The organism is Winogradskyella damuponensis (assembly GCF_039538385.1).
Classification (GTDB): Bacteria; Bacteroidota; Bacteroidia; order Flavobacteriales; family Flavobacteriaceae; genus Winogradskyella; species Winogradskyella damuponensis.
Genome location: NZ_BAABCB010000017.1, coordinates 44,497 through 58,723, shown reverse-complemented (window position 1 = coordinate 58,723; position 14,227 = coordinate 44,497). Strand labels below are relative to the sequence as shown.

Annotated in this window: 14 protein-coding genes; 2 read left to right on the top strand and 12 right to left on the bottom strand. The window is 32.0% G+C overall.

Annotation, left to right across the window (positions count from 1 at the left end; translation table 11 throughout):
- Positions 1–7: 7 nt before the first annotated feature.
- From ABD730_RS08550 to mnmE, 11 genes are all read right to left on the bottom strand, one after another.
- Positions 8–2,119: a Piwi domain-containing protein gene (locus tag ABD730_RS08550; protein ID WP_054724085.1), complete on the bottom strand. Its 2,112-nt coding sequence runs from the start codon at positions 2,117–2,119 to the stop codon at positions 8–10.
- 22 nt (positions 2,120–2,141) lie between these two features.
- Positions 2,142–3,392, bottom strand: coding sequence for an ApeA N-terminal domain 1-containing protein (locus ABD730_RS08545; protein WP_054724083.1), 1,251 nt, complete (start codon positions 3,390–3,392; stop codon positions 2,142–2,144).
- Between the two features lie 3 nt (positions 3,393–3,395).
- Entirely contained in the window at positions 3,396–3,728 is a 333-nt protein-coding gene (locus ABD730_RS08540; RefSeq protein ID WP_139181074.1) for a helix-turn-helix domain-containing protein, read from the bottom strand.
- A gap of 132 nt (positions 3,729–3,860) precedes the next feature.
- Positions 3,861–5,597, bottom strand: a complete 1,737-nt coding sequence (locus ABD730_RS08535) for a DUF3987 domain-containing protein (protein WP_092468850.1) — start codon at positions 5,595–5,597, stop codon at positions 3,861–3,863.
- Positions 5,594–6,502, bottom strand: a complete 909-nt coding sequence (locus tag ABD730_RS08530) for a BT4734/BF3469 family protein (protein WP_092468848.1) — start codon at positions 6,500–6,502, stop codon at positions 5,594–5,596. The genes ABD730_RS08535 and ABD730_RS08530 overlap by 4 nt, the downstream gene beginning before the upstream one ends.
- Positions 6,489–6,785, bottom strand: coding sequence for a helix-turn-helix domain-containing protein (locus ABD730_RS08525; RefSeq protein WP_092468846.1), 297 nt, complete (start codon positions 6,783–6,785; stop codon positions 6,489–6,491). Before ABD730_RS08525 ends, ABD730_RS08530 begins: the two co-directional genes overlap by 14 nt.
- On the bottom strand, positions 6,782–7,084 hold the full coding sequence (locus ABD730_RS08520; RefSeq protein ID WP_092468844.1) for a helix-turn-helix domain-containing protein: 303 nt from the start codon (positions 7,082–7,084) through the stop codon (positions 6,782–6,784). The genes ABD730_RS08525 and ABD730_RS08520 overlap by 4 nt, the downstream gene beginning before the upstream one ends.
- A 156-nt stretch (positions 7,085–7,240) precedes the next feature.
- Positions 7,241–8,188 carry a DUF6617 family protein gene (locus ABD730_RS08515; RefSeq protein WP_092468842.1) on the bottom strand — a complete coding sequence of 316 codons (948 nt, stop codon included), beginning with the start codon at positions 8,186–8,188 and terminating at the stop codon, positions 7,241–7,243.
- Positions 8,188–9,282: a site-specific integrase gene (locus tag ABD730_RS08510; protein WP_092468840.1), complete on the bottom strand. Its 1,095-nt coding sequence runs from the start codon at positions 9,280–9,282 to the stop codon at positions 8,188–8,190. Before ABD730_RS08510 ends, ABD730_RS08515 begins: the two co-directional genes overlap by 1 nt.
- 6 nt (positions 9,283–9,288) lie before the next feature.
- On the bottom strand, positions 9,289–9,708 hold the full coding sequence (locus ABD730_RS08505) for a helix-turn-helix domain-containing protein (protein ID WP_245710254.1): 420 nt from the start codon (positions 9,706–9,708) through the stop codon (positions 9,289–9,291).
- 153 nt (positions 9,709–9,861) lie between these two features.
- Positions 9,862–11,268: a tRNA uridine-5-carboxymethylaminomethyl(34) synthesis GTPase MnmE gene (gene mnmE / locus ABD730_RS08500; protein WP_344713914.1), complete on the bottom strand. Its 1,407-nt coding sequence runs from the start codon at positions 11,266–11,268 to the stop codon at positions 9,862–9,864.
- 169 nt (positions 11,269–11,437) lie between these two features.
- On the opposite strand from mnmE, the gene ABD730_RS08495 reads away from it, so the two are divergent.
- Positions 11,438–12,592 carry a redoxin domain-containing protein gene (locus ABD730_RS08495; RefSeq protein WP_344713912.1) on the top strand — a complete coding sequence of 385 codons (1,155 nt, stop codon included), beginning with the start codon at positions 11,438–11,440 and terminating at the stop codon, positions 12,590–12,592.
- Between the two features lie 14 nt (positions 12,593–12,606).
- On the opposite strand, the gene ABD730_RS08490 is transcribed toward ABD730_RS08495, so the two are convergent.
- Positions 12,607–13,266, bottom strand: coding sequence for a rhomboid family intramembrane serine protease (locus tag ABD730_RS08490; RefSeq protein ID WP_215924636.1), 660 nt, complete (start codon positions 13,264–13,266; stop codon positions 12,607–12,609).
- Between the two features lie 61 nt (positions 13,267–13,327).
- Here ABD730_RS08490 and ABD730_RS08485 point away from each other — a divergent pair, with 61 nt between their 5' ends.
- Positions 13,328–14,218 (top strand): lysophospholipid acyltransferase family protein, encoded by an 891-nt coding sequence (locus tag ABD730_RS08485; RefSeq protein WP_334470945.1) that lies wholly within the window; start codon positions 13,328–13,330, stop codon positions 14,216–14,218.
- Positions 14,219–14,227: the final 9 nt, after the last annotated feature.

The following is a 14,227-nucleotide window of genomic DNA, read 5'->3' as shown; positions in this document are numbered from 1 at the left end:
CATTCTTTTATAAAAACCATAAAGCATCTTTGGCATCATCTGGAACACCATTATTAAATCGTGGCGCTATTTGTGCTACCATTTCTGGATATTTTATAGTGATTGGGACATTCTGTTGTCGTAGTGATTTCCAATACAATCTGCTAAACTGATATACTTGTGTTAATAATTCTAACACGACGTCTGCATCTTCAAAAGCATCTTCATCTGGACTGCTTATTTTAATTTTTATTGGAAATGGATAGCCATCTGTATCTGCATACCTTTGAGAATTAGGGTAACGTGCATTGTTAAACAGCAAAAATTGGTTTTCGCTTATACGTATGTATGTACCACTTACTGGCATTAACTTTTTATTCCAATTGAGGTCGTAAGCAATAATATCTTCTGCTTCTGTTTTATTGATATTTAGAATGTAGAGAGGAATTTTTAACCCTAATGTATGCATCCCTCTTATAATAGGTTTTAGTTCCTCGTAGCTCATTTCTTTATAGAAGTGAATGACTACTTTATCAGCTTCTGCAACAGATGTAAAATCTCTTATGGCTTTACATATACTACCTGCTAACAGGTCTGTTTCGCTTTGGTCAAAATACTCGAACTTTCTAAACAAGCCATTGTTTTGAAAACTAAAGGCACTTGCTATATAACGTCTGTTTTCGCCTTGATTGGTAAATGCACCAACACCTATTACTAATTCTTTTTTATCGGTTACTGCAAGTTTCCAAGGTGCGCCACCTAATTTGGCGTGAATTGCCAATGCCATATTTTGTAATGAGAATTGGAAGTTGTATTGATTCTCGATATTGACCACCATTTTTTCATAATCTACAACCTGTGTAACAATGCCTTCATTTAGAAAGAGTTCTTTGATTTGAATATATATTTCTCGGTCTTCAGGATTTGGTGTAAACTTATCGAAAGGACTTAAATAAAACGCTGCATAACGTACAGTATCGTGGTCGAATGAAAGGTTTTCTAACTTTTCTGTAATTTCTGGAATTGGGTCGCTTTCGTTGGTAAACTCTATAAAATGCTCTTTAGAAGTTGAAGCCTTAATGTTTACATAAGCCTCAATCCCTTTAAAATATTTTTTATCTGCCGTAACACCAGTTTTAAGGTTGTTGTAAAATGTTTTAATTGCTTCTTTATGCGAGGTATGGTACACAAAGAAAAACTTAATATTTTGGTTGTTTGGTCGTTTGTATGGGTTAAGGTTATTCATTGCCAATTTAGGCACTAAATGGGTTTTCTTGTTACCATATTGGTCTTTACCAAACTCTAATAATCCTACTTGTGGGTCAATGTGATTAATACGGTTGAGAGGCACATCAATAAATGCATCGTTTTTAAACGGGAAAATGGCTTTAAAATCTTCTGCAAACAAATAATTGGTTGCAAAATTATTAATAAGTGCTACATACTTTTGGTATTTATTAGCTGGTCTAATTGGTTCTTCAATAGGTATCTCTAATGCTCTGGCTAATGGTAAACTAAAAATTGGGAATGCTTTATCAAACTCAATAGCATTGAAATAATCTTCTTTTTCCTCTGTATCGAGGTTCATTTGATAATTGAAGATAGTTTGTCCATATACGCAACGTTTTATTAACTCTGAATCCTCAATATCCTTAACAGACGTTGTAAGGACTTTTGATGTGCCATCGTACGATACAATAAGTTCTGGTAAGTCGGTTAATTTTGCAAATTGTATTTTAAATGAAAACTTATAATATAAATTATAATGCTCTGTATTGCCTTTAAGAGAAGGCATCCAAACCTGTACATCACCTACAAAGTTTTTTACAACTACATAGTCTTTTGCTTTAAAATAGCTTCTTAATTGGTGTTTAAGGAATTGCTTATATATTCTTAATTCTCTACCATCTACTAAATTTAACTTAATGCTTGGTGCATCTGGTATTTCCGTTGTAAATGTTGTAAATATTTGGTCTTTGTTAGATAAGTCTGCATCTGGAAACACCTCTTTAATCTGCCTTGAAAATTTAGATTTATGTATAGGATGACTACCTTCAATATCTTCTAAAGTTAAATAAATGGTAGGCGCACTATTAGGCCATTTAAAGTTAAGTATGTTGGTTTTTAAGTGTTCTTGCATAAGTAATGAGGTGTTTTGGGTTTTACATATTTGGTGCTTTTTGATTAGTACTTTCTAATAAATCTTTATTTAATAATTTATTTACAGACTGCATATCTTGATATGTAGATTTGGCTCTACCTATAATCTTTTCAATAATTTTTTCGGAAGCATCCATTTGTTTCATTAGACCAATACCAACTATATAATCCAAGAGAAACGATATATACAATAATTCAAATTGTGTGAAAATATTGTTTTTTGTTTTAGTACGATGTATTAAATAATCTCGATGACGTACAATTTTTGATACATAAATTTTAATCTCATCTTTAGGTATATTAGTTATATCGGCTAATAATTGCTTTTGTTCTAATAAATCTTTGGCAAAAGATGAGTTCTTCATCTTGTTTCCAAATTTCAAACTATAAGCCTCAAAAGCTGAATAAGAATTTGTAAATCGTCTACTATGACTTGTTTTAACCGAGAGTAAATTTTCGATGATAATATCAGCACAATAACCTATACCTTCATTGTTATACCAATGCTTAATTATATTAGATAAATCATCTTTAATAGTATCATAGTCAAGCGCGATAAAACCAGATATGTTTTCCTTGTTGAAATCATCCTTATAATATAACGAAGCCCAGTTACCACAACTTAAACATTTGAAATTAAAAGCCTTAAATTGTACAGACTTACCGTATAAAAAATGAAATAATTTTTGAAATGAATTATATAAATCTATACTCTCAAGAATACTCAAACTTTTTTCTGATTTAAAATCAACATATCCAACATTGTCCATTCTAAAAAAATCGTGGTTAGAAGTATATGATGTTGATTTTGTAATTTTTATAGATAAGTCTTTAGCAATATTCGTATTATGAATTACGTCATCCTCTTTTTCAAGTTTGTCTTCTAAAGAATTATACCAATGCATTTTTCTAACCCAACTCACAATTGCTAAATTGTCAATTTGAAATTCATTAATTCTCAAACCTACAGGTTCAATTAAATGATATGCACAAGCAAAAGTATATTTAGGTTTATAAGTTTTAGTCTCTACTATTCCATTGCTACTGTTTTTAATCTTGCAGTTTACAAAAGTTAAATAGCCTAAACCTGTAAAAACTCCATAAATTAACTCTATTTGATAGGCAGGTAATCTTTCTGATAAATTGGTCGTTATGTGTACTTCATCATTAATTAACTCTAATACACAAAAGCATTTATCATCCTCTGCAGATTTGAACCATACCTCTCCATAATATTTATTCTCTTTAAACATAAATCACTTTAAATTCTTACCCTTTTTAACAATCTTACTAATTTTTTCTTCAGCTATTTTGAGGATTTCCGTACGCTCTTTTTCATTTTTTAGCATTAGTACAATTTGTTCCGACATCCATAGCTTAATTAATTCATTCTCGTCTTCTTTTAATGTTTTAGCAAAAGCGACTACTTGTTCGCGTCTTGCTATACGATTTCCACGTTCTATTTTGCTTAAATAGGCAACATCCATATTTAGGTTTGCAGCCATTTCTCTTAATAGTAAATTGTGCTTTTCACGCAATGAACGTATATACTCTCCAAACTCCATAATAGAATTATTTAGACTTGTCAAATTTTGTCTAATTTAAGAAAAGGAAAGAAAGAAGTAAGAAAAAGATATTAACAGTTATTAACAAGGGAATGAGGAAGTTAAGGATTTAAGGAAGTCCTATCAATTTTATCCTTAAATCCTCAAAATCCTGAATTATGTTTTTGCAGGATTTGTATAATTGTTGTGTGCTTCTCGATGTATTAAACCTGCATCAACAAATTTGGTAATATAGCCTTCTGCTGTTTTGTGGGGTATTTTGTTTTTGTCGGCTATATTTAGATAATCTTGTCTTGAAAATTGATGAGGTAACGCATCTAAAAAACGTTCTTTTCGATTGGCTCGTTTTACTTGCTTTTGTTCCATAGGTAAATCGTTAAAAACCTTACTACTATGCTTTACTAACACGCTAATCATTTCCAATGTGTTTTCAAAATCTACATCTTCACAATACCTCACTTGGTTGACATCACCATCTTCCATAATTCGAAATACAGAAAATAACATTATAATTCTAAATGCAATTAAGCCTAAACGCCTTACTGTTGCGATATAATCATCTGGTTGTAAGTTGAGATATTTGGTTTGTAACTTTTCAAAAAACACATTGAATTTTTGTTGTTGCTCTGTTGTTAGCCTTACTTCAATAGCTGGATTGTTTTTTAAGGTTTTGTATAGCTCAAAAAAATCTTTTCCTAATTGGTCATAGTATTCATCTAAACCATTTGCTGTGCCTGTTTGAAAAACGTTTTTCCAAGTTGGTTTGATATTCATATAATAAAACATAAAACGACTAAACAACCCATTTTCAGCATTTGGAACCAATGCTTGAATTTGCTTTGGTGTACCTGACAATACTGTTGACAAACAAGGTCTTTCAATATCTACATATTCTCTATCTGTTCTTCGATAATAACTAATGGTTTCGTGGTGGAATGCTTTACGAAAACCATCGGAATAATTACCGTAATCACTTTTAAAGGCTTGTGCTAAAGTATCACCTTCAGTTTCAAAAATTAACCCTCTACCTTCATTGTCAGATATTAATTGATAAACACCCGTAACGCTATTGTTGGCAGGAATAAACAACATCCTTTCAGGTGGTTTATTTGGTTTTTCCATTGTTTCACTTTTACCCTTATTCATATTATAAGTTGCCATTTCAACTTGATGTTGTTGTTTTAGGATTTTGGATTGTTCACGTTGTTGTTTGTGAACAGGATTTACCAAATTTTTAATTTGGTTTAATCTTCCTTTTCCTGCTGAAGCTGGTGCTGTAACAAATAAATACAAGTTACTAAATACCTTGCGTTGGTCGTACACACCAAACAATTTTGGAAAACAAGCACTAAACGCTGTTAATGCACCCAACAATAAAATATCACGTTCTTCATTACTGCTTGATGGCTGTGTTACTTGTTGTAAAAATGTCGGAATATTGCTGTAAACTGTTGTTGGTATTGTTGGCAGTGGCTGTTTTACTTCTTCTGACTGTTGCAACACTTCAACAACTTGTTGTTGCTGTTGTGGTTTAATACCAACTTGATGTAAATGGTGGTATAATGTTGCTATGCTTATACCGTGTCCTTTTGCCTGTAAGCATTTATTATACTGTTCGTCGCATTCTTTATGGTCGTAGCCAGAATAATTTTTACTTATTCTATGGTAGTAATCACGTCCAGCTTCTCCGTATTCTTCTGAAATAGCAAAACCAATATCACGCCATTTATCATAAGTATCTGTAATATCGATACCTGATTGTCCTAATGCGTTGATATATGTTTCAATATCATTTACAACAACCATCGTAGAGTTGTTGTTGATTGGTTTTTTAGTTACTTCTTTTGGCTCTGGAACAGTTAACCAATCTTTTGGGTTAAATATTTTTGTCATAACTTTTGATGTCTTTTATGTAGGAATGCCAATGGATCGTGGGATAAAAAACACGCTCTGGAAATGTCTTTACCTGATTGGTCAACCTCTATGTTATATGTATGTTTTATATAATTGGCCACCGCAATAAAATATTCATTGTGTGACACTTTGGATAAATCGATTCTAATTATCCATTTTAAGCCTTCTCCTGAAGGTGATGTAAACAGCAATTCGGTTTCGAAATATTCATCGTTTAATAATTGTTGTTTTAGTTCTTCAAGATTTTCTAAATGGTCAAAATCGATTGTCAGTAATGATGAATGCTCAATTAAACTATCATCATTTCGTTTAGAAAACACACCTGAAAATGTTACATAATCAAAATGATTTGCTTTAAATTTTCGTGCTTCTTTTGGGTCTTTAATCGCTCTGAATTGTTCTGTGATACTTTTATACTTATCGCTTGTAATACGCTCAAATATTTGATGTAATCTTACTTTTTGATTTGGAAATACATTTCTAATTGGTGCTTTATAAAAACTGCTGTAAGCATACCAAGTATCATCGGGATCATCTAACCAAGACAATTCATTTTCTTTTTTAACTTCAAGATTTAGATGTAATTCAGTGTTGATTTTAAGTAATAATTCTTCATCATCTACGAGTTTAAAATGATAGGATGCAAAATCAAAAACATCACCTTTAAAATCGGTTAGTTCTGTATCATAATGTATTGCTTTATTTTCAACAACATTAATTTGTAATGTTGATTTACCACCGTTAAAAGGGTTACGGGTTACCCCGCAGTCCCTTCCTTTTAAGGAAAGGACTGTTGTTTCAGAATAATACTGTCTTAATACATACGCATAGATATTTAAACCGTAATGCGTTTTCTTCAAGATATTTTCTCTACTTATTACCATCGCATTTGAAATTTGGGTTATAATAATTGCTCTGTAATAGTTCCTCTATATCAGATACCTTGTAATAAAATTTACCTTGTATCTTGCTATATGGAAGCGTACCATTTGAACGGAATGTTTGTAGTGTGCGTTGGCTAATATGTAGCGTTTGCAATACGTCCTGATTGTCAATCCACGTATCTTTTAAGCACTCTGCTCTCGTTGCTCTTATTAATTCGATACGTGCTTTTATGTCCTTAATCTCTTGTGAGAGTGCCAAGAGTAAATCGATTATTTCAGTCATAACTTTACCTTTCCTTTTTTGATTAGGTAATCGGCAGCTTGCTGTTCGATTTCATCTTGGGAATCCATACGGTTACGTAGTAACCATTGGTCTAACTCCTGACGTTGGAAATAGATTTTTTTTCCATTCGGTTTATAATGTGGAATGGCTCCCGTACTTGTAAGTTTATACAAGTGCGATTGTGATAGTTCTAAATACTTGCAAGTTTCATTGAAGTTCAATACTTGCTTTTGCATTGTTTGTTGCTCTAATAAGAGTTTTTCAATGCGGTCTAACTTTTCGATGATATTTGTGTCCATCGTTTATTTTGTTTTAAATAAATGAGGACATCTGGCCAAATGTCATTCTTGGTTTTCAAGAACAGGACAAAGGTTTAAAATTGGCTTTCCTATTTTAGTAAGAGTGTAAAGCAAGGGTAAGACAACAGTAAGGTTTCTTACTATTCTTACTGTTTTTTATTGCAGTTGTTGGATGATTTTATCTATTTCTTCCTTTTCTTTTGGGTTGTGAACTTTGTTTTTGTGAAGATTATTTGCTCTTAAAGGTGTATCTGTTTTAGTTCTAAATTTACCAGAGCGTTCAATTGAAGTAGGATTGAAACTATTAAAAAATGGTTTTAGCTTTTTTACCACGTAACTAAACTGTGTGGTTTCGCATTGAAGATAAATTTGAAAATCTACTACTGTAAAATCTTTAGATAATAATAGTTCTTGAAATTGCTCAACAGTTGAACGATTATCTAACAAATCAATTTTTAGGTTTAATTGCTTTAGTACAGTTAATAAGGTTGAGGTGTCTTTGCTTTTATAACCGAAAGAGGTTTTTGGTTTTGCTGTAACTCTCGGTTCTTTTTTAGTAACTGTTTTTTTTGTGTTCGCTTTTTCTATCTGATTAATATCAAACGTTGTGTCATTAAAATATTTTTCAGCTATTTCTAAAATTGTGAATTTTGAATCTTCTGAAAACTGACCATATTGTTCTTGCAGTTCAGCATATAATCGGATTACAGATACTTTTAAGTAGTTGATGATATAATTGTCGTCAATATTAAAATCTGCTGTTATCGCTCTATTATTTATATAATTTGCGATGTCATTTAAGTACTTATCAAACTTGTTAAGCAGAATAGTAAAACTGTATTTATTTTCTGGAACTGTAGCATTTTCAGGAAATTCCTTTACAAATGATACTACTGTCTTTTCTGTTTCATTAAATATCAGCTTTTGGTAGTATTCTTTTTTAGCATTTAAAGGCTTTTTAAAGTTTACTTTAAAAACCGCATTATTAGCTTTTGGATTCAATTTGAAATCAGACAATAAGTGCTTAAAATCCTTTTCCTTTCTATTATCTCTATGTAGGCCATTGGTTATATAAACTAAACTTGAAAACATACTTCCTTTCATTATAAATCCAGTTGAATACGGTTAGCAGCTTCTTTCTTTTTATCATCAATTACTTTGGCATAAATCTGTGTAGTTCTCAATTCCTTATGACCCAACAACTTTGAAACTGTATAAATATCTGTTCCTAAAGTTAATTGTAAAGTTGCATAGGTATGACGCGCACAATGGAACGTGATATTTTTTGTTATTCCTGCTTTAAGCATCCATTGTTGCAACTTTAAATTTGACCAAGCACTATAATGTAAACCTTGAAAAACTTTTTCTTCAGGTTTACCTTTATCTCCTAACAGTTCTGCCGCTTGGTCTGAAATAGGTAAAGTTTCAACTCCTTTTGTTTTCTTTTGTCTGAAACGAATATAATAGCCCATTTCTTTAGAATGTTGAATTTCTGACCAAATCAGTTTTTCAATATCTGACCAACGTAAACCGGTAAGCGCAGAAAATATAAAAGCACTTTTTAAAAGTGGTAACTCACATTCTGTGTTAACTGCTATTTGTAATTCATCCAAAGTTAAAAACTCTCGTTGAGGTTCACCTTGTTTAAAATACTCAACACCATTTGCTGGGTTTATTCTTAAAATACCATCTTTAACAGCTTGTTTTAATGCTGCATTAAATTTTCCATAATAGGAATATTTAGAGTTTTGAGATAATTTTTTACCTGCTCTTGCCATAGCATCCTTATCTAAATACTCTTTAAACCGTTCTACAAAATCCTTATCAATATCTTGAAAACTTACGTCTGTTGGACAAAAAGTTTTTAGATGTTTTAACATACTGTTCCAATTACCATAGTTACCAGAGCTTGTATTCTTTTTCTCTGCTAATGCTGTTACATAAGTAATAAAACTCCCTTTTAATTTCTCAATATCTTGGAATCCATAAATACCGTTTTGAATTTCAATCTGTCGTTGAGCGCAAATAGTTTCCGCTAATTGTTTGGTTTTCTTGTTAACCTCTCTTTCGGTTTTAGTTTTAGGGTTAGGTGTAAGGTATAAACGCAAATATTCGGTTTTACGTTTGCCTTTATGATAGTAATCTAAATACAAACTTATTTTGTCATTCTTCTTGCGTTGTCTTAATGTTACTTTCATAGGATGCTAATTAAAAAGGTTTTCTATTTGCCATCTGGCTACAATACGTTTTCTTCCGAAAGGAACAGCTTTTAAACGTCCTTGTTGAATCATTCTTTGAATGGTCCATCTACTAACACCAATTAATTGAGAAGCCTCTGTAACGCTTAAAAAATCTTTATTGTTTACAGCATTTGTATTTTGAACCTCAATCACTTCATTCTTTTGCTTCATATCTGCATTAAGAGTTGATTGAATTTTTTCTTTACGCTTTCTGGCCTTATAGGCTTTTTTAGCGCAAGAATTACCACAGTATTTAGTTACTGTTGTACGTGCTGTAAAAGCATTTCCGCAATGCTTACAAGTTTTCGGGATGTATAAATTACTGCTCATAAATGGTGCTTTATGTAGCGTAATGGTGCAACGTGGTGCGTTATGGTGCATCATTTCGCCTTTATTTTTGCCAACAGATTTGGGCAACAAATCCGTATGTTGGGCAACATATATGAAACAAATATAGTTAAAAAAGGGCAATTAGGCAACAAAAAAGAATATGTAAACCATTGAAAAACAAGTAAAAACCAATAAAAAGAAGCTTAATTACTTCCCGATACAGAAGTTTGCGAAGATATTACCCAACAAATCATCATTAGTAATCTCACCTGTAATCTCACCAAAGTGATACAAGGCCTGACGAATATCAATAGCTAACAAGTCACCAGACAAGCCGGTCTCTAAACCGTCTTTCACCTTCTGAACCTCTTCAAAAGCCTTCAATAAAGCATCGTAATGACGTGAATTCGTTACAATAGTTTCATTATTACGCAACGCTCCAGTATTAATTAAATCGAGTAGTTTATTGGTAAGTTGCTCCACTCCAAAACCAGTCTTTGCCGAAATAGGAATAACCTGAGTAGCATTAGATTCTAAAGCCGTTCTAATAGTGGCCAATTCAGAATCCGTAATCTGGTCAATCTTATTCAAAATAACCAATAACTGCTTTTGTGGAAACTTATTTTTTACCTTTTCAATCTCAATCGTAATGGTTTTAATAGCTTCTTTATCCACAGCCAACTGCGGACTACTCACCAAAAACATCACCACTTGAGCCTGCTCTATCTTTTCAAAGGTTTTCTTTATTCCAATGCTTTCAACAACATCTTCAGTCTCACGAATACCTGCCGTATCTATAAACCGAAAACCAATACCTCCAATAGAAATTTCATCTTCAATTGTATCTCTTGTGGTACCTGCGATTTCAGAAACAATCGCACGGTCTTCATTTAATAAAGCATTCAATAAGGTCGACTTTCCTACATTAGGCTCACCAACAATGGCAACAGGAATACCATTCTTAATCACATTACCTACTGCAAACGAATCTATTAAACGTTTCAATACAAAATTAATACGTTTTATTAAGGCCTTAAACTGAGTTCTGTCTGCAAACTCTACATCTTCTTCAGCAAAGTCCAATTCCAATTCTATTAACGAAGCAAAATTCAAAAGCTCTTCACGAAGCTTAGCAATTTCAGAAGAAAAACCACCACGCATTTGCTGCATCGCAATCTGATGCGACGCCTCATTATCACTAGAAATCAAATCGGCAACAGCTTCCGCCTGACTCAAATCGAGTTTACCATTTAAAAAAGCACGCAAGGTAAATTCACCAGCCGTAGCCATCCTACAACCTTCGCGTAAAAACAACTGAATAATTTCTTGTTGAATATAAGATGACCCATGACACGATATCTCTACCACATTCTCACCCGTATAAGAATTAGGGTTCTTAAAAACAGACACCAAAACCTCATCAATAGTACGCTGTGCGTCTATAATATGGCCTAAATGAATGGTATGTGTCGCCTGTTGGTTTAAATCCTTATTAGAAACAGATTTAAAACATTTTGAAGCAATGTTTATGGCCTCCTGTCCAGATAATCGTATAACTGCAATGGCACCACTACCTGAGGGTGTTGCTAAAGCTACAATGGTATCGTTATGCATATTCTAAGTCTTTGTTGCAAAAGTATTGTAAATTATGGGATTCTTTAGACCAACGCTCCTTAAAAGCGTTCACTTATTAGAGACTTTACTTATTTTACGAGTTTTACAACTTTGTTTTTATATTTGTAACACGTTAATTATTCAAAATACTATCATCTAATTTATTATTATGAAAAATCTATTCCTATGCATATTTGCGAGCCTACTAGTAATGGGTTGTAAAGAAGAACCTAAAAGAACTAATTATATTATTAATGGAACTGCAAAAGGGGTTTATAATGGTGTTAGAGTACATCTAAATAGTATAGATGAAAAAGGAAAAGACAGACTCGTTAAAACCCAAATGATTGTAAATGAACAATTCACTTTTGAAGGCGAAATGCAAACACCTTCATTATATAACATTACCGTAAATAGTATTCCTGGAAAGCTTCCTTTTATGTTAGAAAACAGTGAAATAGACATTAATATTAATAAAGGTAGAATACTAAGCTCAGAAATAACAGGTTCTAAATCTCAAAAGAAATTTGAAACCTATAAAACGGGATTAAACAATATTGAAAAGGAAATATTACCTGTAAGAACTGCAATGCGAAACGCAAGATTGCAAAAAAACACAGCAAAACAAGATTCCATTTTAAAACGATTGGAAGTCTTAAACAATAAAAAAACACAATACACCTTAGATTTTATTGATAGTAATAAAGACAATTTTTTTAGTTTATTTATTATTGGCGAAGAACTCAAAAAGCCTAACCTAGATATCGAAAAATATATGGAGGCCTTTAATAATTTATCGTCAACAGTACAAACATCTAGAGACGGAGTCGCTGCCAAGTTAAGATTAGAAAAACTTTACAGAGCTTATACAAAAACTACCTCTTTAGAAATTGGAAAAGTTGCTCCTAATTTTGAAGCACCTAATGCAGATGGCGAAATGGTAGCTTTAAACGATCTTAAAGGCAAAGTAACTATTATAGATTTTTGGGCAGCTTGGTGTGGTCCTTGCCGAAGAGAAAATCCTAATGTTGTTAAAATTTACAATGAATACCATAGTAAAGGATTAGAAATTATTGGAGTCTCTTTAGACGGGTCTCGTGGACAAAAAGATCCTAAAAAAGCATGGTTAGATGCTGTTAAAAAAGATAAATTAACTTGGCCTCAGGTATCTTACTTACAATACTTTAATGATCCTGTTGCACAACTGTATAATATCAATTCTATTCCTGCAACATACGTTTTAGATAAAGACGGAAAAATAGCAGCTAAAAACCTTAGAGGTTATGCCCTAAGACTTAAGGTAGAAGAACTATTACAAAAATAAAATACGGTCTTCTGTTATTTTAATTTACCTGTTTTATAGAGTACAAACAGAATTATAATTGGTATGGCTAATAAACCAACATACCCTAAGTTTGTTTTAAATAAGCTTGGCATTAAGAGTAAAGTCACCACATAACCACCTACAGCACCACCAAAATGGGCATCGTGACCAATGTTACCAATTTTATTTTTCATGCCATAAATGGAATATAATAAATAACCTATACCAAACACATAACCAGGAATAGGGATTGGAATAAAAAACATATACAAACTCATATCTGGTTGTAATAAAATAGCAGAATATAAAATCCCTGTTACAGCACCACTTGCACCAATAGCACTGTACCAATATTCATTTTGATGAAAATACAACGATAGGAGATTTCCAAAAATTAAACTGCCGAAGTAGATAATAATAAAATGAAAATTGCCTAATCCTGCAACCACAGCATCTGCAAAAAAATAAAGCGTAAACATATTAAATAATAAATGCGTGGTATCTGCATGTAAAAATCCAGAGCTCAACATCCTAACATGTTCCCCGCGCTTTATGCTGCCAACATTAAACTTGTATTTTTCAAAAAAGCCACGATCATCAAACCCTTTAAAGGATATAATAACGTTGGCTGCAATAATTATAATGGTAACTAAACTTATACCTAAATTGTCCATAAACTCTAATACTATAAATCAAATATAATATATATTTGTGCTTTAATACTAACATACATTAATGCAACTTATTGCTTATATCTTAGTTTACCCTATTCTTTGGCTAATTTCAATTTTACCATTTAGATTACTTTATGGATTCTCTGACGTTATTTACTTTTTTATGTATAACGTTTTTGGCTATAGAAAAACGGTTGTAAAAGACAATTTAAGATTAGTTTTCCCAGAAAAATCAGAAAAAGAAATTTCATCTATAGCTAGTAAATTCTATCACCATTTTTGTGATATGATGGTGGAAGCTATAAAATCATTGACTATTACTGAAGCTCAAATGAATAAACGCTTCAAATTTACCAATGTAGAATTAATCAATGATTTAGAGAAAAAACAACGAAGCATTATTTTAATGTGTGCACATTATGGGAGTTGGGAATGGATTTTTATTTTACAAAAGCATGTAAAACACAAAGGTTATGCCGTCTATAAACGTTTAGCCAATAAGTATTTTGATAAATTAGTTAAACGAATTAGAGCAAAGTATAATTCGCATTTAATTACGACCAAAGAAACTTACAATGTCCTCCTTGAAAGCAAGAAAAAAGGCGAATTAACCATCAATGGTTTTGTATCTGACCAAACTCCTAAAGTGAATAAAGCTTTTCATTGGAATGAATTTATGGGGATTAAAGTTCCGATGTACACTGGTGCAGAAATGTTAGCCAAAAAATTAGATATGGCTGTAGTGTTCTTTAGTGTAAAACGTATTAAACGTGGCTATTACGAAACAACTTTTAAAACCATAACAGAAACTCCTAAAGCATACAAGGATTACGAAATTACAGACCTATTCTTTAAGTTGGTTGAAGAACAAATTTTAGAAGCTCCAGAGTTTTATCTTTGGACGCATAGACGTTGGAAACATAGAGACAAAGTGCCACCTAAATTTCTTTAGGCTATTTTC

What these genes read in the sequence shown, in the direction of transcription:
- ABD730_RS08550 (WP_054724085.1), bottom strand. Translation starts at nt 2,119, where the DNA reads ATGCAAGAACACTTAAAAACCAACATACTTAACTTTAAATGGCCTAAT.
- ABD730_RS08545 (WP_054724083.1), bottom strand. Translation starts at nt 3,392, where the DNA reads ATGTTTAAAGAGAATAAATATTATGGAGAGGTATGGTTCAAATCTGCA.
- ABD730_RS08535 (WP_092468850.1), bottom strand. Translation starts at nt 5,597, where the DNA reads ATGACAAAAATATTTAACCCAAAAGATTGGTTAACTGTTCCAGAGCCA.
- ABD730_RS08530 (WP_092468848.1), bottom strand. Translation starts at nt 6,502, where the DNA reads ATGGTAATAAGTAGAGAAAATATCTTGAAGAAAACGCATTACGGTTTA.
- ABD730_RS08525 (WP_092468846.1), bottom strand. Translation starts at nt 6,785, where the DNA reads ATGACTGAAATAATCGATTTACTCTTGGCACTCTCACAAGAGATTAAG.
- ABD730_RS08520 (WP_092468844.1), bottom strand. Translation starts at nt 7,084, where the DNA reads ATGGACACAAATATCATCGAAAAGTTAGACCGCATTGAAAAACTCTTA.
- ABD730_RS08515 (WP_092468842.1), bottom strand. Translation starts at nt 8,188, where the DNA reads ATGAAAGGAAGTATGTTTTCAAGTTTAGTTTATATAACCAATGGCCTA.
- ABD730_RS08510 (WP_092468840.1), bottom strand. Translation starts at nt 9,282, where the DNA reads ATGAAAGTAACATTAAGACAACGCAAGAAGAATGACAAAATAAGTTTG.
- ABD730_RS08505 (WP_245710254.1), bottom strand. Translation starts at nt 9,708, where the DNA reads ATGATGCACCATAACGCACCACGTTGCACCATTACGCTACATAAAGCA.
- mnmE (WP_344713914.1), bottom strand. Translation starts at nt 11,268, where the DNA reads ATGCATAACGATACCATTGTAGCTTTAGCAACACCCTCAGGTAGTGGT.
- ABD730_RS08495 (WP_344713912.1), top strand. Translation starts at nt 11,438, where the DNA reads ATGAAAAATCTATTCCTATGCATATTTGCGAGCCTACTAGTAATGGGT.
- ABD730_RS08490 (WP_215924636.1), bottom strand. Translation starts at nt 13,266, where the DNA reads ATGGACAATTTAGGTATAAGTTTAGTTACCATTATAATTATTGCAGCC.
- ABD730_RS08485 (WP_334470945.1), top strand. Translation starts at nt 13,328, where the DNA reads ATGCAACTTATTGCTTATATCTTAGTTTACCCTATTCTTTGGCTAATT.